Genomic DNA, 18,771 nt, shown 5'->3' with positions numbered 1-18,771 from the left:
TGATTATTGATTTTTGAGCGCGAAGCTATTTCACCCGCACCAGCGGGATGCCGGCGTGCGTGGGCGTCACGGGCTTGATACTGCCATCCGCATTGAATTCCAGCTTGTCGATGCATACTTCGCGGTGGTAGCCGGCGGCGCGGCCCATCGTAATGCCTTGCGGATAGGTGAAGCGGTGGTAGACGAGGTACCATTCGTCGCGGCCCGGCACCTGGATGGTACTGTTGTGGCCCGTGCCGTAGAGGCCGGCCGCCGTGTCCTTACTGACTACCAGGTTATTGGCCGGCACCGTGATTTTGCCCAGCGGGCTGATGGCCGTGCCGTAGCGCACGCGGTAGTCTGGGTCGCGGGTGTCGTTTTCGCTCCACATGAAGTAGTAGGTGCCGTTGCGGTAGAGCACGTGGGTACCCTCGCGGAAGGTGCCGTCGGGCGTCAGCACCTGCGTGGTACCGGGCTTCAGGGAGGTAAGGTCGTCGTTCAACTCGGCGCCGGCCAGGTAGCCGTTGCCCCAGTAGAGGTAGTTTTTGCCGGTTTGGGGGTCGTGGAACACGGCCGGGTCAATCTGTTGGCCGCCCTTCACGCCCTCGGGCCGGGTGTCAATCAGGGGCTTGCCCGAGTCCACGAACGGGCCGGTGGGGCTGTCGGCCAGGGCCACGCCAATCTTGGCTTCGGCGCAGAAATAATAGGCGTACTTGTAGCCAGTGGCCGTTTTCTGCTCGATGATGCAGGGGGCCCAGGCGTTTTTCTTCGCCCAGTTCACATCATTGCCCAAATCCAATATCACGCCCTCATCTTTCCAGTTCACTAAATCGGGCGATGAAAACGCTTTGAAGTAAGTGCCCGACCAGCCCGTGAAGCCGTCGCTGGTAGGATAGAGGTAGAATTTGCCGGTTTTTTCGGAATAGAGAATGGCCGGGTCGGCGTAGTAGCCGGTCAGGGCCGGGTTGTGGGTTTCGGTGATGCTCAGCGAAACGGACTGTTTCTGGTTGGTGCCGCTCACGGTGTAGCGCACGGGGCCTTTGGTAAAATCCTGCGGGCCGGCGGGCTGCACCGCTACGCCGGCGAAGGTGGAAAGCGCGGGGTCGAAGACTTTCAGATTGGTGCCCGGTTTGGCCAGAAAACTCAGCTTGCCGGCAGCAGAATCAGCCACGGTATTCTGCGGACGGATAGCGGGATTACGGGCCGAGCGTAGCACCGCCGCCGGGGCCAGCCAGCGGGAGGCCAGGCGCGCGCCCTCCTGCGCCGTGATGGGCAGCACCGTGCCGTGACGCGGGTGGAAATCCATGCTCACCTCGCCATCCACGACCTTGAAATTGCGCAGGTCGGAAGTGCGCGTGAACTGGTAGCGGCCCTTGGTGTACACGTCGTACATCAGGATGTAATCGTTGGAATTGTTGAGCTTGAAAGTGCCCGCGCCTTCTACCGGGTCGGTGGTTTGCTGCACGTACTGGTCGCGCAGCACGTAGCCGCCGGTGAGCTTATCCGACACGGCTATTTTGATGCCGTTGCCCTGGCCTTCGGTCTTAAAAAACAGGTAAAACTTCCCGTCTTTCGCCACGATGTCGCCGTCGATGCACGAGCCGTTGGTGGGGCTCACGAACAGCTGCTTCGGCTCGCCTTCCAGGTCGGTGAAGTCTTTGTTGGCGTAGGCGTAGTAGATTTTGTCGGGGTCGGTGCCGTGCTTCAGCGAGAAGTAAACCAAGTACTTGCCGGCCTGGGCGTCGTAAATGGTTTGCGGGGCCCACACGCGTTTCAGATTTTCCTGGCCGGGGTAGCGCTTTTGGAAATTGATGGCGCTGGACTTCCAGGTAATTAGATCAGTGGACTTCATCAGCACCATGCCCCGGTTCGAATCCCAGCCCTTGGCCGATACCATGTCGGTGGCCACCATGTAGAATGTTTTGCCATCGGCCCCGCGCAGGATGTGCGGGTCGCGCACGCCGCCCGTTTCGCTGATGGCGGCCGAGCTGATGACCGGCCGGTTGCCATTCAGGGCCGTGTAGTGGTAGCCATCGGGGCTAAGGGCGAAGCGAATGGCTTCTTCTTTAATGTCGTTGCCGGTGAAGTAGACGAACAGGTAGGCGCTGGTTTTTTCCTTCGCGGGCGGGCCAAGCCAGCCGGCGGCATGCCGGATGAAACCGAGCGCGCCAAGCAACAGCAGCAAAAAGCAGTGTTTCATATAAACCGATAAAGTGGCCGGAGCCACCTGAAGATGCTTGTCATTCGGAGCGCAGCGAAGGACCTTCTCACGCTCGCCCTGCTCAGAATCGGGCCAAAGTAAGCAGTCCTAATAAGGTCCTTCGCTGCGCTCAGGATGACAGATGAATAAATGCTGACGGAGAAAAACACGAACGCACGGCCCAACCAGTGGCCGGCAAGGGTCCCACCTCCCACCGGCCAGCGGCTCCTCTTGCGGAAGGAGACGGGCTCTCACTGTTGGGGCCAGCTGGTTTCTCACTGCGCAGCGGGCCGGGGCGCTGGTTGGGGCCGTACGTTCGTTAGGTTTTTCGGGGGTTAATCGTACTTGATGGTCTTGCTGCTGCCGTCCCTGAAAGTCACCGTAGCGCTGCCGTTCGGGGTGGTGGGCAACAGTTTTTTCACGGGCATCAGCTCGGCCTCCGTCCAGGTTCCGCCCGATTTTTTCCAGAGCATGAGCGTGGCGTAGAGCGCGGGCTGGGCGGGCGCGAACTGCGCCGAGACGTTGATAACGGCGCTTTCAGGCTTCACGGGGTTGAGGCCGGTGGTGGTCAGAGTTTCGGTTTTGGTCCAGCCACTGAGCGGGACGAGGGCCAGCTGGTAGGTGCCGTTGTCGATGATTTGGGCCTCGTAGCCGCCCACCTTGCGCGTGCTGCGCCGGATGGTGCCCATGAGGTTGGGCAGCGAATAATGGCCGAGGCGGACCGCCACGGGCTCGGTGCTCAGGTTCTGGTCGAGGCGCAGGATGCCGTTGGGCAGGGTGATGTCGGCGAGGTGGAGCTTGACGTTGTGGTTGGTTTCCAGCTCGGCATCGCGGTAGTAAACGCCGTTTTCAAACTTTTTGAAGGTGTAAAGGCGCAGCGGCTCCCACTTGTTGTCCGGGGTTTTGAATACGTAGTCCATGGCCACTTCGCCGTTGGGGCCGTCGGCCTGCCAAGGGAAGGCGCTGTTGTAGCTCAGGCGGTTGTAATTCTCGTTGCCCCGGTTGCCGTCGCTGGCCGGTTGGGCCGAGGGCACGCGGATTTCGGCCGCGCCGATGTTCGGGTAGTCGGTCACGAGGATGTTGGGGCCGGCCTCGAACTTGTTGAACACGGTGCCCGGCTTCAGCTCTTTGGTCCAGGGGCCTTCATTTTCGGTGGCGGTCCAGAAGGGCGAGTCGGCCGGCACGAGCAGGCCCAGGAAGGCCTTGGCCATCCAGAACACGCTGCCCCGGCAGCTATAGGCCTGCACGGCGGGGTCGAAAGCGCCGTAGAAGCCCAGCGTGGGGATGTTATCCTGCAGGAAATCCGGGTTTTCCAGAAATTGCAGCAGTGCGCCCGAGGCAATACGCCGCATCCAGCCGAAGTTGGTGCCGGCCTCGGGGTGCAGGCCCATCAGCGGGAAGGGCACCACCGCCGCAAAGCGGTAGGTGATGCTGCGGCCCCACATTATCATGCTGCCGTCGCGCCCGAACTGGTAGGGGTAATTGTCCTTCAGCGGGGCAAAATTGGCGGTGAGCTGGGCGGCAATTTCGGGGTAGTGCGCCCGGCCGTAGTATTCGCTCCACAGCCGGCCGTACATCTGGAAGGCCCACATGCTGTAATAGTCGAAGGTGGGTGCGTCGTGGTACCATCCTTCGCCGCGGTAGTGCGTGAGCTGCTTTTGCAGGTATTCCTCCATCAATTTCTCATTGACAGCATAGCCCCGGCTTTTGTAAAAGCTCAGGATGAAAATGTTGAAATAGCGCCAGTTCTGGGGCACGGTGGGGCCGTCGCCGTAGCTGAGCATGGTGGCAGCCAGAGCATCTTTGGTGGCCTGGGGCAGCGGGTCCCACAGGATTTCGGGGGCCGCAAACAGCGCCACACTCAGCCCGCCAAACTCCACCAAATTCTGGCTGGGGCCGCCGTCCTTGGCCCGGGGCTGAATGAACGCCGGGCTGGCCGGGTTCACCAGCTGGGCCAACTGGTGGCGGTAGTAGTCGCCCACTTTGATGCCGTTTAGCGTCAGGCCGGGGGCTTCCTTGAGCAACGGCGCGGCCATAAACAACGTGCGGCATAGGCCCTCCAGCTTCTCGGTGGGCACCTGGGCGGCGGTGCGTGGGTAGCTTTTGCCGGGCTGCTTCGGAAACTGCATCGGGTCGTCCAGCTGGTGTACGTAGCTGAACGCGCCGCCGAGCAGGTAGCGGGCGGCGTCCTGCCAGTGCCGCCGCGTCATACCGGTGAAGGGACTCAGCTTCTTATCTGGCTGCTGCACCTTGAACAGCGGCAGCCTGGTGGCGGGTGGCGTGACGGCGGTAGTGAAGGCAGGCGCAACCGGCTGGGCGTAGGCCGAGGGTGCGGCCAGGGCGGCGAGGGTTCCGAGAAGTAAGCCGGTTATTTTCATCAAGAGTAAATACGGTTTCGGCTTCGTTTGCACATTTAACCTCACCCCCGGCCCCTCTCCTTGGGGAGAGGGGCCGGGGGTGAGGTTTTTAGTACCCGTCGTTCTGGCCCAGCGTGGCCATGCCGTTCAGGTCAATGGACGTTTGCGGGATGGGCAGCAACAGCTTTTTGGCGGTGAGGCCGGACACCGGGGCCGGGTTCAGGCGCGTCACACGGTCAATGAGCGTGCCGGTGCGCAGCAGCGTGAGGCGGCGCTGCTCCTCCCCTATCAGCTCGCGGGCGCGCTCGTCGAGGATGAAGTCCAGCGTCATCTGGCCGGCCGAAACCGGGGCGGCCTGGGCGCGGGTGCGCAGCTCGTTGATGCTGCTGGCCGCGCCGGTGGTGTTGCCTTGCTTTACCTGGGCCTCGGCCAGCAGCAGGTAGGTTTCGCCCAGGCGCATCATGGGCAGGTCCTTGATGGTGCCGAAGCCGAAGGTGTCGGTGGGGTCAAACTGGTTCCACTTGGTGGTGTAGGGCGTGATGTAGAAGATGGTATCCGAACCGGTGAGTCCGGTCACGCGCTTGCCGTATTTGAGCGGCACGGCGGGGTTGTTGTAGTAGAACACGCGCTTGAGGTTGTACTTCGAGTTGCGCATGTCGGGGCCGGTGTTGTACAGGCGGTAGTCCACCCAGTTGCTCAGGCGCAGGCGGCCCAGGCCGCGTCCGCCCAGCGAGTCCACCAGCGTCATGCCGTTCACGTTGTAGTAGGCCGGCACCCACACGCGGCGTTGTTGGGCGCTGGTGGTGCCGCCGGGCACCAGCAACTGCTGCTCAATGCCCCAAATCAGCTCGGTGTTGCCTTGGCTGCGGCGCTGGTTGCCCACAATGAACATATCCGAGAAGCAGTCGCCCGGCTGGGTCGATTTAACGCCGTAGCGGGCCTTAATCAGGCTATACTGGCCGCCGCTGATAACCTCTTTCAGCTGCGTTTCGGCCAGCGCGGGCTGGTTGGTTCGCAGGTACACTTCGCCGAGCAGCTGCTGGGCCGCCCCCTTCGTGATGCGGCCCGAAGCCGCCTTGCTGGCCAGAAACAGCTTCGGAATGGCCGTGGTCAGGTCGTTGATGATGAACGTATTCACCGCCGCGATGGGCGTGCGGGTGAAGTCGGTGCGCGGCGTGGTCACGGGCGTCTCAATCAGCGGCACGTCGCCCCACAGCGTCACCAGGAAGTTGTAGGCGTAGGCGCGGTAGAAGCGGGCCTCGCCGCTGATGCGGTCCTTGTAGCCCTGGCGCAGCGTGGCCGGCGCGGTGGCCGCGCCCTGAATAATCTGGTTGCAGTTGTTGATGGTGCGGTAGGCCCAGCTCCACATCACGGCGGCGGCCTGGTCCTGCGAGTTCAGCAAGGTGTAGTTGTAATAGGGAATCTCGGCGCCCTGCACCTGGCCGGGAATGGCCACGTCGGTGCCGAGCTGCATCATGCTCAGCAGGCCCTGCTCGTCGGAGCGGGTGTATTGCTCGCGCACCACCGACTGCAGGCCGGCCATGGCGGCCTCAAAGCCCAGCGAATCGACCAGCACCGTTTGGGGCGTGTAGAGCGACTGCGGGGTTTCGGCCAGATAATCTTTTTTACAGGAGCTCAGCAGCTGGGCCGCCGCGAGCAGGGCAAAGCCCACTAATCCAATGCGTTTCATATAAATAGGGTGCGAAAGTCGGGTGGGATGGAATTACAGCGTCAGGTTGAGGCCGAACACGAAGGTGCGCACCTGCGGGAAGTTGGGGTTGGTGCCGTTGCGGGGGTTGCCCAGCGTGGTCAGGTTGTCCACGTTGCCCGAGCCGTTGCCTAGGGTGTAGCCCTGCTCGGGGTCCCAGCCCACCCACTTGGTCCAGGTGTAGAGGTTGCGGCCGCTCACGTACACCGAGATGCCGCCCATTTTCAAGCGCTCTATCAGCGGGGCCGGCAGCGAGTAGCTCAGCGTCACGTCCTTGAGGCGGGTGTAGCTGGCGTCCACGGGGTACTGGTAGCCGCGGGTGTTGTAGAAGTTCAGGCCGGGGCGGTCGTTGCTGGCGTTCTGAGGCGTCCAGTAGCCCACTTCCTGGGGGGTGTTGAGACGGCCGCCCAGGTCCACGAAGTTCAGGATGCCGTTGTTTTTCAGAATGCCCTGCGCCGTTTGCAGGAACACACGCAGGCTCAGCCCCTTGTAGGTGAAGGTATTGGTGAGGCCGGCCGTGTAATCGGGCAGCGACGAGCCCACATACTCGCGGTCGTTGGAGTCGATTTTCTTGTCGCCGTTCAGGTCCGCAAATTTCAGGTCGCCGGGTTTGGCGCCGGGGTCCTGCTGCGAGGGGTCTTCGCCCACCTGCCACACGCCAATCTTGCGGTAGTCGTAGATGGCCCCCAGCGGCCGGCCCAGAAAGCGGCGGTTGCCGATGTCGTCGGTGCTGGTGTAGCCCAGCTCCAGCAGGCGGTTGCGGTTGGCCGAGATGTTGAAGGCCGACGACCAGCTGAAATCGGCTTTCTGAATATTCACCGTGTTCAGACTCAGCTCAATACCCTTGTTTTGCACCACCCCGATATTGTCGAGAATGGAGTTGTAGCCCGAGATAATCGGAATCTGACGGGCCAGCAGCAGGTCCTTGGTTTTGGCATCGTAATACTCCAGGCTGCCCGTGATGCGGTTTTTCAGCACGCCAAAGTCGATGGCGTAGTTGGCGCTGGTGGTTTGCTCCCACTTCAGGTTGGCGTTGCCAATGTTGTTGGCCCGCACGCCCACCGCCGCCACGCCGCCGTAGGCGTATTGCAGCAGGGCATTGCCCGTGATGGTGCCGTAGGGGTCGATGCCCTCGTTGCCGGTGGTGCCGTAGGAGAAGCGCAGCTTCAGCACGTTCAGCACCGAATTATCTTTCAGGAAGGCCTCATTGGCAATGTTCCAGCCCACGGCCACCGAGGGGAAGGTGGCGTACTTGTCGGCGTTGGCCCCAAACACGGAGGAGCCGTCGCGGCGGGCCGTGGCCGTAAACAGGTAGCGGCTGTCGTAGGAGTAGTTCAGGCGGGCCATTTGCGACACCAGGGCCCGGCGCTCGCTGTAGGAGCTGATGGTGGGTGTGTTCGAGCCCGAGCCGATGCTGTTGAAGCCAATCTGGTCGTTAATAAAGCCGCTGGCGTTTTCCGTGGTCGTAAACAGCTTGTTCTGCTGGGCGCTGTAGAGCAGCGTCAGGTCGAAGTGGTGCTTGTCGATGTCCTTGTTGTAGGCCAGGATGTTCTCCACCGTGTAGTTGGGCCGCTCGTCGTTCACCAGCTGGGCGGTGCCGCGCAGGTCGCCGCCCTGCCGGCCTACGTAGCTGGCGAAGCGGTAGGTACGGAAGCCGTAGGTCACGTTCAGGCGGTATTTCAGGCCTGGCAGGAAGGTGGGGGCCACCTCAGCGTAGCCCGTGCCCGTGAGCTGGTTCACGCGGCTTTCGCGGGTGGTGGTGGTGCCAATCAGCGGGTTAGTAAAGAGCTGCTCGGGCTGCTGGGCGTAGATGGTGTAGGTGCCGTCGGGGTTGTACACGTTGGCGTAGGGGCTCGAAATCATGGCCGAGCTCAGGTTGGCGCGGCCGCCGCCGTCGTCGTTGTTGGCGTAGAAGGCCGAGGTGCCCACGCGCAGCCAGTTGGTCAGGTTGGCATCCACATTGGTGCGGAAGCTGATGCGCTGGTACTGGTACCCTTTGATGATGCCCTGCTGCTTGAAATAGTCGCCCGACACGAAATACTTCACGTCATCGTTGCCGCCCGAAATCGACACGTTGTGGTCCTGGATAAAGCCTTGTTGCTTAATCAGCTCCATCCAGTCCACGGTGCGGCCGGCGTTGTAGTTGTCCACCTCGCTCAGGTTGGGCACGTGGCCGAAGGTGATGCCCCGCTGCCGGGTAAACTCCTCGTACTTAGCCACAAAGTCCGGCCCGTTCAGCGGGTGCAGCTTGGCCACGATGTACTCCGGCCCGGCGTAGCCCGCGTAGCGAATCTGGGGCTTGCCGGTTTTGCCACGCTTGGTAGTCACGAGGATAACGCCGTTGGAGCCGCGCGTACCGTAAATAGCCGTCGAGGAAGCGTCCTTCAGAATCTCAATCGAGGCAATGTCGTTGGTGTTGATGTCGTTGAGGTTGCCCGCAAACGGCAGCCCGTCCACAATCAGATATGGGTCGGTGTTAGCCGTAATCGAGCGCACGCCCCGAATCTGGATGCTGGACTGCGAGCCCGGCACCCCCGAGCCGCTGGTGACCTGCACGCCGGCCACCGCACCTTGCAGGGCCTGGGCCACGTTGGCCACCGGCAGCTTCTCCAGCCGGTCCTGCGGCACCGATACCACGGAGCCCGTCACGTCGGAGCGCTTCTGGGTGCCGTAGCCCACCACCACCACCTCGCTCAGGTCCTGAGTGTCGGGAGCCAGTTTCACGGTGATGCTGCTCTGGCTGCCCACCACAATTTCCTGCTTCACGTAGCCCACGAAGGAGATGACCAACGTGGGCGCAGCCGTGCCGGCCGGAATTTGCAGCGTGAAGCCGCCGTTGCCGTCGGTGCTGGTGCCGGTGGTTGTGCCTTTCAGCACCACCGTCACGCCGGGCAGGCCCGCGCCTTTCTCATCGAGCACCGTGCCCGAGATGGTGCCCTCGGCCGCCGGCACGGCCAGCCCGAGCGCCGCCAGCGGAGCCTCGGCCCGGCTGGCAGTGGGTTGAAGCGCGGCTAAGGGCAGCGCTCCGCAGAGGAGTAAAAGTTTTGCCTGCATACGATTTTGGGAAAAAGGCAACCGGCGAAGGCTGCCCGGGGTGGGAATTATTGGGAATCTCAGAGGTCGTTTTCTGAGGTAAAAGTACCCGGCTGCTTAAGCGAAATCCGGGGTGTTTTTAGGCTAAAAAGGGGGGCGAATTAGGCCCCCAGGCCAGACAATCGATTGTGAAAATTCAACCATCTTATTAATAATATGATACTTATATTATTAACGGTGTAAATCCCCTCTCTCAGGTAGCTGAACAGTAGGCTTTCGCGCTAAGGATTGATGCCCCCCTTCGCTTTGGCCGCGTCGAACGCGCTCAGGTTCCAGCGGTCGGCCCACTGCAGGCGCGGCTGGTCGCCCTCGAAGCGCAGCGGCAGCCAGATGTAGCCCCCGTCGATGGGGTTCTTCGGCGTCCAGCGGTCGGCCATGAAAATGAAGGCGTCTTTGCGGCCCGCCACCGGCAGCAGGTAGGTGCTTTGGGAGTGGTAGGTCGAGTCGGCATCGGGGCCGGTGGCCGGGTTGTCCAGTTGCCGCCACGGGCCCCAGATGGACGAGGCCACGAACGAGCGGGCCGCGTTGGGCGCCCAGCCGGTGCAGCCCGAGGTGATGAGGTAGTACTTGCCGCCGCGCTTGCAAATGGCCGGGGCCTCGTTGTGCCCGGCCGGCGCAATCGTGTTCCAGCGCCCCGTGAAGCCCTGGTAATCAGCCGTCAGTTCGGCTACGTGAAGCGTCAGGTTTTCCTCCGAGGAATGGATGTTGTAGGCCTTGCCGTCGTCGTCCACGAAGATGGTCATGTCGCGGGCCATCTGGCCGGGCTCGAAATCACGCCGCACAAACAGGCCCTCGGCCACGGCCCTGGTCCACTCGGGCGTCCACCATTTCAGGCTGGCCTCATTGGGTGCGGGCTTTTTCCATTCGTCCTTGAAGCCCAGCGGCCATTGGCCCGCACCGGGCCGGAAAGAGCGCACGTAGCGGAACGGGCCGGTGGCTTTGTCGCTCACCGCCAAAGCAGTGCGGGCGGCAGCGTAGCCCTTGCCCTTCAGCTCAAGGTGGAACCACATCACGTACTTGCCGGTCTTCTTATTGAACACCACCTTGGGCCGCTCGATGATGCTTCCCTGCTCGATTTCGGAACCCGAGCCGGCGGGCGCCACCGCCAAGGCAATGCCCTCATCGGTCCAGTTATACAGGTCTTTAGAGGAATAGCAGTGTACGCCCACCTGGGCGCTGTTGCCCTTCGGACCTGCAATCTTGTGCTCGCCAAACAGGTAGTAACGGCCCTGGTCGTAGAGCACGCCCGCGCCGTGGGCGTTCAGGTGGGTGCCCTTGTTGTCGGGCCACACCTTGCCGGGCTCGAAGGCCGTGCGCTGCGCTTGTGCCAACCCAGATACGGCCAGCAGCGCGGTAAGAATGAGCGTCTTTTTCATGATTAAAGGCTGGCCGCAGCCGGCTGCAACTCGCTGAGGATGGAATGATTGAGAAAGGGCAGCGCCGTCTGCCGGGGCTTAAGCAGTTCCAGCACGGTGATTTCGTTGGTGCCTTTTTTCAGCCATTCGGCGGGCACGTACAGGGTTTGCTGCGGGCCGATGGCCCAGTAACGGCCCAGGTTGTGGCCGTTCACCCACACGCTGCCCTTGCCCCAGGCGCGCAGGTCGAGGTAAGTGTCCACGGGCTGGGCCACAGTGAAGGTGGCCGAGCGCAGCACCGGCCCGGCGGAGGCCGGAGCTGCGGCGGCGGCTTTCGCCACAGCCGGGGCCTGGTCAAAGGGCAGACCGTACATGCGCCAGTCTTTCAGTTCCTTGCCGTCGAGCTGCGCGCTTTTGGTGATGCCTTTGGTGTTCTGGAGCAGGTACTCACCGAAGTTGATGCGGCCCATGTTTTCCACCAGAATATCGAGCTGCACGGGGCCGGCGGGCAGGGTCAGCTTCAGCTGGTCCTGGCGCAGGCGGCGGTCGAGGGTACCCACGCGCTGGCCGTTCACGAGCACCACGGCGTAGTCGCGCAGGTCGTTCAGCTTTAATGTTTTGGTGCCGCCGCCAGGCACCGTAGTGCGGTAGAGCACGAAGCCGTAGGCTTGCTTCAGGGCCTCAAAAGTGAGCGGGGTGGCGCTGGCCACGGGGGCGGGCAGGCGGCTGAGCAAACCCGCGGCGTTGGTGAGCTGCAGGGCCGGCAGGGCGGCGCTGGGGCGTGCGGCGGGCACGGGCGGCAGCGGCTGCCCGGGGGGCCGGTATTTGGCAATTACTTCCCTAAAGGCCATGAACTTAGGCGTGGCATTGCCGGCCTCGTCCAAGGGCGCGTCGTAATCGTAGCTGCTCACCTGGGGCTCATAGTGCGAGCTGTCGCCCTTGTAGTTGGCCCCGTTCATGAAGCCCCGCGTGCTGCCGCCGTGAAACATGTACATGTTGATGCTCATGCCGGCTTTCAGCACCGAATCGAGGCCGGGCGTGTACTTGCTGGCGGGCACGGTGTGGTGCGGCGCGCCCCACCAGTCGAACCAAGCCGGGTACCACTCGGCCACGTAGTAAGGGCCTTTGCCGCCGTGGTTGGCGCGCACCAGCTGGCGGATTTGGCTGGGCTTGTCGGTACCGTTCACGGCGGGCAGCAGGCCGTCGAGGTGGCCGGCGGCCACGTCGCGCACCGGGTCACAGGTGTAGAGCAGCCCATCGAACCCGGCTTCTTCAAACAGCTTTTTGTTGAGCGCAAGGTATTCCTTATCAGAACTGTAAGAGCCGTACTCATTCTCGACCTGCACCATGAGCACGGGGCCGCCGTGGTTGACCTGCAGCGGCGCGAGCTGCTTGCCCACGGCCTGGATGTAGCGCCGATAGGCCGCCACGTACTGCGGCTCCTGGCTGCGCACTTTCAGACCGGGCACGTTTTGGAGCCAGTAAGGGTAGCCGCCGAATTCCCACTCGGCACACACGTAGGGGCTGGGGCGCAGCACCACCCACAGGCCTTCCTCCTGGGCCATCTTCACGAAGGCGGCCACGTCGTTGTTGCCGGTGAAATCGTACTTGCCGGGCTGGAGCTCGTGCGCGTTCCAGAACACGTAGGTGCCCACCGTGTTCAGGCCCATGGCTTTGGCCATTTTGAGGCGGCTGCGCCAGGCCTCGCGCGGAATGCGCGGATAGTGCAGCTCGCCCGAAATCATCTGAAATGGCTTGCCGTCCAGCATAAAATTATCGGCCGACAGGCCGAAGGTGTGGGCGGCCGGCGGCGTGGGTGGGGTGCCGGCCAGGCCCAGGCCAGCCACTGCCAACAAGGGCAACAGGCGGCGCAGATTGTGGGAAAACGAGGAAAGGGTGGGCACGTTCGGTATGGTTAATTGGGTAGGTTTTCCGCTTGGGGCAGGGTGCGGAGCTTGCCCCCGCTCGTCGTTCGAGCCACTCCGGCGATTTTGTTCAACGGCGGGCGGGAGCAAGCCCCGCACCCTACACTCCATTATGCTACTGAACCATTTAGGAGTGATTGCGAAGGCAAAACTACCGACGGGTTACGCGGTGGCCGGGGGGTATTTTCGTTGAAAAGGCGGGCCAAATTGGCCATCCGAATGGCGCGACCCGCCCGCAGGTCCCGCTGGAAAGCACAGGATGCAATCGAGTTATAAAACGATTACCTTGCCGGGCAACCGACGGCCGTTCGATTTGACGAAACGCCTCCGGCAACTTGCTTACTCTTCCCGCTGCATCCAAATTCCCACCACGTGCAGGCTTTATTCGCCCTCAAACGGGCCTTTCCCTTTCTCTTTTTGCTGCTCCTGGCGTTGGGCCCCGGCGCGCAGGCCCAGGACGTAGCGCCTAGCGCCTTCCGCTTCGAGCACCTCACCGTGGACCAGGGCCTGTCGCACTCCGACGGCATGGCCGTGGCCCAAGACCGCGCCGGCTTCATCTGGGTGGGCACCAACCGGGGCATCGACCGCTACGACGGCTACCACCTCCGGCAGTACATGCTGCCCATCAATACCCGCAACGGGGTGTCGGCCAACCGCATCAAAGCCCTGCACGTGGCCCCCGACGGCCGCTTGTGGGCGGGCACCGAGCGCGCCGGCCTGGGCCTCTACGATGCCGCCGCCGACCACCTGCTGAACTACAACGAGCAGCAGGTACCAGCCGCCTTCCGCCCGCTGATGCAGCGTTTGTCGCAGTGCAGCATTGCCGCGCTGGCTTCCGATAAGCAGGGCCGGCTGTGGGCCGGCACGCCCACCGAGGGATTGTTTATGCTGAGCTTCGACCAGCAAGACCACCTCCGCGACCTGCGCCAGGTGCCGCCCCCGATTGGCCAACCTGCTGAGCAATACAACATAACCAGCCTGGCTACCGATGCCGAGGGCAAAGTCTGGGTGGGCACTTTCAACCATGGCCTGCGCGTGATTCGACCCGAAAACCGGAACCTCACCGCCGAGCCCACCGAGTTCACCCAACCTGTGCGCGTGCTGCACATCGACCACCGCGGCGACCTCTGGATTGGGGCCGACCAGCAGGTGCTGTGGGTGAGCGCAGCCAACCGCCGCACCGTGCGCGAACTGCGCGCCCACCCGCAGCCGCAAACCTATCCAGTGCTGCAGGCCCTGCACCTCGACTCGTTTGGGCGGCTCTGGGTGGGTACTATTTACGGCCTTTATGTGTGGGAGGCGGGGGCCGTGACCGGTACCGCCCCGCCGCTGCGCGCCGCTCCTACCCTGCTGCTGCCGCAGGATAATGAGCCGTTCGGCATCAACTCAGAGCGCATCCACCAGATTTTTGAAGACCGCAACCAGATTATGTGGCTGTGCGCGTCGGCGGGCGGGTTGAACAAGGTGGATTTGCGCCAAAAGCCGTTTGGGCGACTGCGGCAGCAGCTGGCGGGCGGCTCCACGCTGGCGAATAATTACATAAATACCGTTTATAAGGAGGAAGGACGCAATATTCTGTGGTCGGGCACCCGCAACGGCGTGTATGGCTACGACTTAACGCATCATACCACCTACAGCTACCTCAACCAGCAATGGGCCGGCGCAACCCGGGGCGTCGATGTGGCCTCTATTTTCCAGACCAGCAATGGCACCCTCTGGTTTGGCACCCGCACCAACGGCCTGAGCAGCCTCACCCGCCGCGACGGCCACGAAACCCTGCGCACCTTCGGCCAGCTGCCCCACGGCCCCGACCTGACCAGCGCCAGCGTGGAGGCCATGGCCGAGGACCGGTTTGGCACGCTGTGGGCGGCCACGTTCACGGCCGGCCTGGTGCGCCTGAGTCCCGAGGGCAAGTTTCTGGGCGCTTACCGCAAGGGCCACAGCACTTTGCCCACCGACCAGTTTACCTACTTGCTCTACGACCGCCGGCAGGACGTGCTCTGGGCCAGCACCGTGGACGCGGGCCTGCTGAAGCTGCGCGTCACGGCTGATTCGCTGGTATTGCTCAAGCAGTTCCGGGCCATGCCGGGCGCGGCCAACGGCCTGCGCGTGAACTACGTGTGGCCGCTGCTGTTCGACGAGCACGGCACACTCTGGATTGGCACCATCGGCGGGGGCCTGCACCAGCTCGTGACCGATGCGCAGGGCCGCGAAACCGTGCGCAGCTTCGCCAAATACCTGCCCGAAACCGACGTGGAAAGCATTCTGGCCGATGACGAGGGCCACCTCTGGATTGGCGGAACGGGGCTCTACCGCTTCACGCCGGTCACCAAAAGCTACCTGCGCTACGACGTGGCCGACGGCCTGCAAAGCAACGCCTTTAAGATTGGGGCCGCCGCCCGGGCGCAGGACGGCACGCTGTATTTCGGGGGCATCAACGGCATCAGCTACTTCCAGCCGCACGCCATCCAGCCCAACCCCTACGCGCCGGTGGTGCAGCTCACGGGCCTGCGCATTGCCAACCAGCCGGTGGCCGTGGGCAAGCCTTTCAACGGTCATGTTATTCTGCCGCAGCCACTTTCTACGCCCCAAACGGTGACCATCCGGGCGTCGGAGAATGACTTTTCCATCGAATTTGTGGGGCTGAACTACGCCAACCCGCAGAAAAACCGCTACGCCTACCGGCTGGTAGGCTATAATACAGGCTGGGTGTACCCGGCACCGGGCCAGCGCACGGCCAGCTTCGCCAACCTGCCGCCGGGCCAGTACACCTTCGAGGTGAAGGCCAGCAACGGCGAGGGCGCGTGGTCGAAAAAAGCCGCCACCATGCAGTTCGACGTGCGCGCGCCGTGGTACAAAACCGGCTGGGCTTATGGTCTTTACGCCCTGCTGCTGCTGGGCGGTCTGGCCCTGTACCGCCGCATTGAGATGGCCCAGCAGCGGCTGAAAAACCGGGTGGCGCTGGAGCAATTTCAGACCGAAAAGGAAAAGGAAATGACCAGCCTCAAGCTGGGCTTTTTCACTAACGTGAGCCACGAGCTGCGCACCCCTTTAACGCTGATACTCGGGCCGATGGAAGAACTAATGAGCAGCCCCGGCCCGGTGCCCAACCTGCGCGACAAAGTGGGCCTCATGCACAAGCAAACCCGCAAACTGCTCGACCTCGTGAACCAGCTGCTGGACTTCCGCAAGGTGGAAACCGGCAACGTGCCCCTGCGCACCAGCTACGCTGATACCGTGCAGTTTATCACCGACCTCTACGCCACCTTCCGCCTCAAAGCTGAGGAGCGGGGCGTGCGCTACGTGCTCGACCTGCCCGCCGAGCCCGTGCCGCTGTACTTCGACCGCAGCAAGCTGGAAATCATCCTCACCAACCTGCTGGCCAACGCCTTCAAGTACACCCGCCCCAATGGGCGCGTCGAGCTGGCCGCCACCCCGGTGGGCAACCCCGGCGGCGAAGCCGTGTACACTAAAGGCCGGCTCAGTGGCAATTACCTGAAAATCACGGTGGCCGACAACGGCGTAGGCATCAAGTACTACGAGCTGGAGCGCATCTTCGACCCCTATTACCAGGCCTCGCACACCAACACGCTGCGCATGACGGGCACGGGCATCGGCCTGTCGTTGGCCCGGCAGTTTGCCGAGCGGCACGGCGGCACGCTTACCGCTTCGAGCGGCGAGGGGCTGGGCACCACGTTTGAGCTGCGCCTGCCCTTTGGCCGCCAGCACCTGCAGCCCGAAGACATTCAGGACGAAGAACCTACGCCGGCAGCCCACGCCACCGAGCCGGCCGGGCCGCCCGTCGAAGCTGAGGCCTCACTCGAGGCCACAACGGCGCTGCCGGCCGGCCCCGAGCTCGCCGGCCCCGAGCCGGCCACCGCTCGCCGCCCGCGCCTGCTGGTGGTGGAAGACCACGACGAAGTGCGCCGGTACCTGCATCAACTCTTTGACAATGAATACGAAGTCCTGACCGCCGAAGACGGCATCGATGGCTGGGAACAGTCCCTGGCCCAAGTGCCCGACCTCATCATCTCCGACGTGATGATGCCGCGCTCCGACGGCTTGGAGCTGTGCCAGAAAATCAAGCAGCACCCCAAAACAGCCCACATTCCGGTGCTGCTGCTCACGGCCCGCACGGCCGAGACCCAGGAGCTCGAAGGCCTCGGCACGGGGGCCGACGAGTACATGAGCAAGCCGTTCAATCCCACGCTTTTGCACGCCAAGGCCGCCACTCTGCTACGCAACCGCCGCAAGCTGCACGAGTACTACCAGCGCCATATTCTGCTGGAACCCACCGAAATAGTGGTGGCCGATGCCGACCGGCAATTTCTGGAACAGGCTATGAGCGTGGTGGAGCAAAACCTCGACAATTCCGAGTTTAGCGTGCAGGTGCTGGTGAAGGAAATGGCCATGAGCCAGTCGGTTTTCTACCGCCGCATCAAAAGCATCACCGGCCAGACGGCCGTGGAATTTATCCGGGACGTGCGCATGAAGCGCGCCGCTCAGCTCCTGGCCCAAACCCAGATGCGCGTGTCGGAAATAGCTTTTGAAGTGGGCATTGAGGATGCGAAGTATTTCCGCAAGGCGTTTCAGAAAATATACAACGCCACGCCCTCCGAATACGCCCGGCAGCACCGACCGGACCGGGAAGCCGCTTCGGCCGAACCGGCCGGGTGAAAGCGCGGCGGTACCGTGTAACCTCACCCCCAGCCCCTCTCCTTGGGGAGAGGGGAGCCGCGGCGGTGCGTTTTTCATCTGGTGAGTTCCGAATTTTAGAATCCCGTTAGGCTCCCCTCTCCTCAGGGAGAGGGGCTGGGGGTGAGGTTAGGCGTCAGACTACGTGCCCCACTCGTACCGCTGATAATCAAACTACTCTAATTCCGCCAGACGAAAACTGCCCCCCAAATCCCTCAAAACGCCCCCGCCAAATACCGGCGCGGCGGCCTAGTATTGCGGTTAGTTTTCGCCGCCAACTCCTGTTTGGCCTCACGCCCCTTCTTCGCCTTATGCTTCCTTCTTTTCGTCCGCTGGCCTGCGGGCTGCTGCTGGCCCTGGGCCTCGGCCGTGCGGGCCAGGCCCAGCAAATGACCGCCGCCGACAAGGCCGTTTTCAAGCCCAAGTTCATCAAGCAGCAGCTGCTGAAAGCCACCAAGTGGCAGCTGGCCCACCCCAGGCACAAAGTCACGGACTGGACCAACGGCGCGTTCTACTCCGGCGTGTTTGCCGCATACCAAACCACCAAGTCGAAGCTGATTCTGGACTCGCTAATGGCCATGGGCGAGCGCACCAAATGGCAGCCCGACCGCCGCTACGACCACGCCGACGACATCGTCATCTGCCAGACCTACCTCAATCTCTACCGCCTGAAAAAAGAGCGGCGCATGATTGAGCCGACCCTGGTCGTGGTGGAGAAATTCCGCACCGTGCCCGGCCCCGAGGTAGAGAAAAACGGCATTGCCTGGTGGTGGTGCGACGCCCTGTTTATGGGGCCGCCCGTGCTGGTAAAGCTGGGCCTGATTGAGAACCAACCCAAGTACCTGGCCCTGAGCGACACGCTGTACCAGCAAACCTACCGGCGGCTGTTCAACCACCCGGAACACCTGTTTTCGCGCGATGCCTCCTACCTGTGGAACGCGGCCGGCGAAGGCAAAAAGGAGAGCAACGGCCAGCGCATTTTCTGGAGCCGGGGCAACGGCTGGGTGATGGGCGGCCTGGTACAAATCCTGCAGGAGCTGCCCGCCAGCCACCCTTCGCGGCCTTTCTACGTGGGCCTTTTCAAGGAAATGAGCGCGCGGCTGGTGCAGCTGCAGCAGCCCGACGGCCTGTGGCGCTCCAGCCTGCTCGACCCCGCCGCCTACCCCGGCGGCGAAACCTCGGGCTCGGGCTTCGATACCTACGCCATGGCCTGGGGCATCAACAACGGCATTCTGGATCAGGCCACCTACCTGCCCGCCGTGCAAAAAGCCTGGGTGGCACTCAACAAAGTGGTGTCGCCGGAGGGCCGCGTGGGCTGGGTGCAGCCCATCGGGGCCGACCCGCGCCGCGACTTTTCGGCCGAGAGCTGGGAGGTGTACGGCACCGGGGCCTTCCTGCTGGCCGGCTCCGAAGTCATCAAGCTGAAGCACTGATTTAGCGCCGTTTTGGCCTTGCCACC

The 18,771-nt window shown here is 62.9% G+C and carries 8 protein-coding genes; 2 read left to right on the top strand and 6 right to left on the bottom strand.

The genetic code is table 11. The features are described from left to right. Positions 1–25: 25 nt before the first annotated feature. The 6 genes from I7X13_RS08690 to I7X13_RS08665 form a co-directional block, all read right to left on the bottom strand. A complete protein-coding gene (locus tag I7X13_RS08690) occupies positions 26–2,179 on the bottom strand; it encodes a family 43 glycosylhydrolase (protein WP_198075182.1) in 2,154 nt (717 codons plus the stop codon). 335 nt (positions 2,180–2,514) lie between these two features. Then, positions 2,515–4,557 (bottom strand): DUF2264 domain-containing protein, encoded by a 2,043-nt coding sequence (locus tag I7X13_RS08685; protein ID WP_198075181.1) that lies wholly within the window; start codon positions 4,555–4,557, stop codon positions 2,515–2,517. 88 nt (positions 4,558–4,645) lie between these two features. Continuing rightward, positions 4,646–6,226: a RagB/SusD family nutrient uptake outer membrane protein gene (locus tag I7X13_RS08680; RefSeq protein ID WP_198067658.1), complete on the bottom strand. Its 1,581-nt coding sequence runs from the start codon at positions 6,224–6,226 to the stop codon at positions 4,646–4,648. Positions 6,227–6,259: 33 nt separating this feature from the next. Then, positions 6,260–9,298 carry a SusC/RagA family TonB-linked outer membrane protein gene (locus tag I7X13_RS08675; RefSeq protein ID WP_198075180.1) on the bottom strand — a complete coding sequence of 1,013 codons (3,039 nt, stop codon included), beginning with the start codon at positions 9,296–9,298 and terminating at the stop codon, positions 6,260–6,262. Between the two features lie 260 nt (positions 9,299–9,558). Continuing rightward, the gene (locus tag I7X13_RS08670; RefSeq protein WP_198075179.1) at positions 9,559–10,713 is read right to left on the bottom strand and encodes a glycoside hydrolase family 43 protein; all 1,155 of its coding nucleotides are present in this window, start codon (positions 10,711–10,713) and stop codon (positions 9,559–9,561) included. Between the two features lie 2 nt (positions 10,714–10,715). Further along, positions 10,716–12,596, bottom strand: coding sequence for a glycoside hydrolase family 35 protein (locus I7X13_RS08665; protein WP_198075178.1), 1,881 nt, complete (start codon positions 12,594–12,596; stop codon positions 10,716–10,718). A gap of 393 nt (positions 12,597–12,989) precedes the next feature. Here I7X13_RS08665 and I7X13_RS21910 point away from each other — a divergent pair, with 393 nt between their 5' ends. Together I7X13_RS21910 and I7X13_RS08655 are read left to right on the top strand one after the other, a co-directional pair. Then, positions 12,990–17,294, top strand: a complete 4,305-nt coding sequence (locus I7X13_RS21910; protein ID WP_198075177.1) for a hybrid sensor histidine kinase/response regulator transcription factor — start codon at positions 12,990–12,992, stop codon at positions 17,292–17,294. A gap of 329 nt (positions 17,295–17,623) precedes the next feature. Continuing rightward, positions 17,624–18,745, top strand: coding sequence for a glycoside hydrolase family 88/105 protein (locus tag I7X13_RS08655; protein WP_198075176.1), 1,122 nt, complete (start codon positions 17,624–17,626; stop codon positions 18,743–18,745). The last annotated feature ends 26 nt before the right edge of the window (positions 18,746–18,771 follow it).

The sequence above is a fragment of the Hymenobacter negativus genome (assembly GCF_016056375.1).
GTDB classification, from domain to species: Bacteria; Bacteroidota; Bacteroidia; order Cytophagales; family Hymenobacteraceae; genus Hymenobacter; species Hymenobacter negativus_A.
The sequence above is the reverse complement of the archived record's forward strand: the minus strand, read 5'-3'. Positions and strand labels throughout refer to the sequence as shown.

Excerpts from the sequence above, each read along its gene's own strand:
- I7X13_RS08685 (WP_198075181.1), bottom strand. The coding sequence starts at position 4,557 with ATGAAAATAACCGGCTTACTTCTCGGAACCCTCGCCGCCCTGGCCGCA.
- I7X13_RS08680 (WP_198067658.1), bottom strand. The coding sequence starts at position 6,226 with ATGAAACGCATTGGATTAGTGGGCTTTGCCCTGCTCGCGGCGGCCCAG.
- I7X13_RS08670 (WP_198075179.1), bottom strand. The coding sequence starts at position 10,713 with ATGAAAAAGACGCTCATTCTTACCGCGCTGCTGGCCGTATCTGGGTTG.
- I7X13_RS08675 (WP_198075180.1), bottom strand. The coding sequence starts at position 9,298 with ATGCAGGCAAAACTTTTACTCCTCTGCGGAGCGCTGCCCTTAGCCGCG.
- I7X13_RS08655 (WP_198075176.1), top strand. The coding sequence starts at position 17,624 with ATGCTTCCTTCTTTTCGTCCGCTGGCCTGCGGGCTGCTGCTGGCCCTG.
- I7X13_RS08690 (WP_198075182.1), bottom strand. The coding sequence starts at position 2,179 with ATGAAACACTGCTTTTTGCTGCTGTTGCTTGGCGCGCTCGGTTTCATC.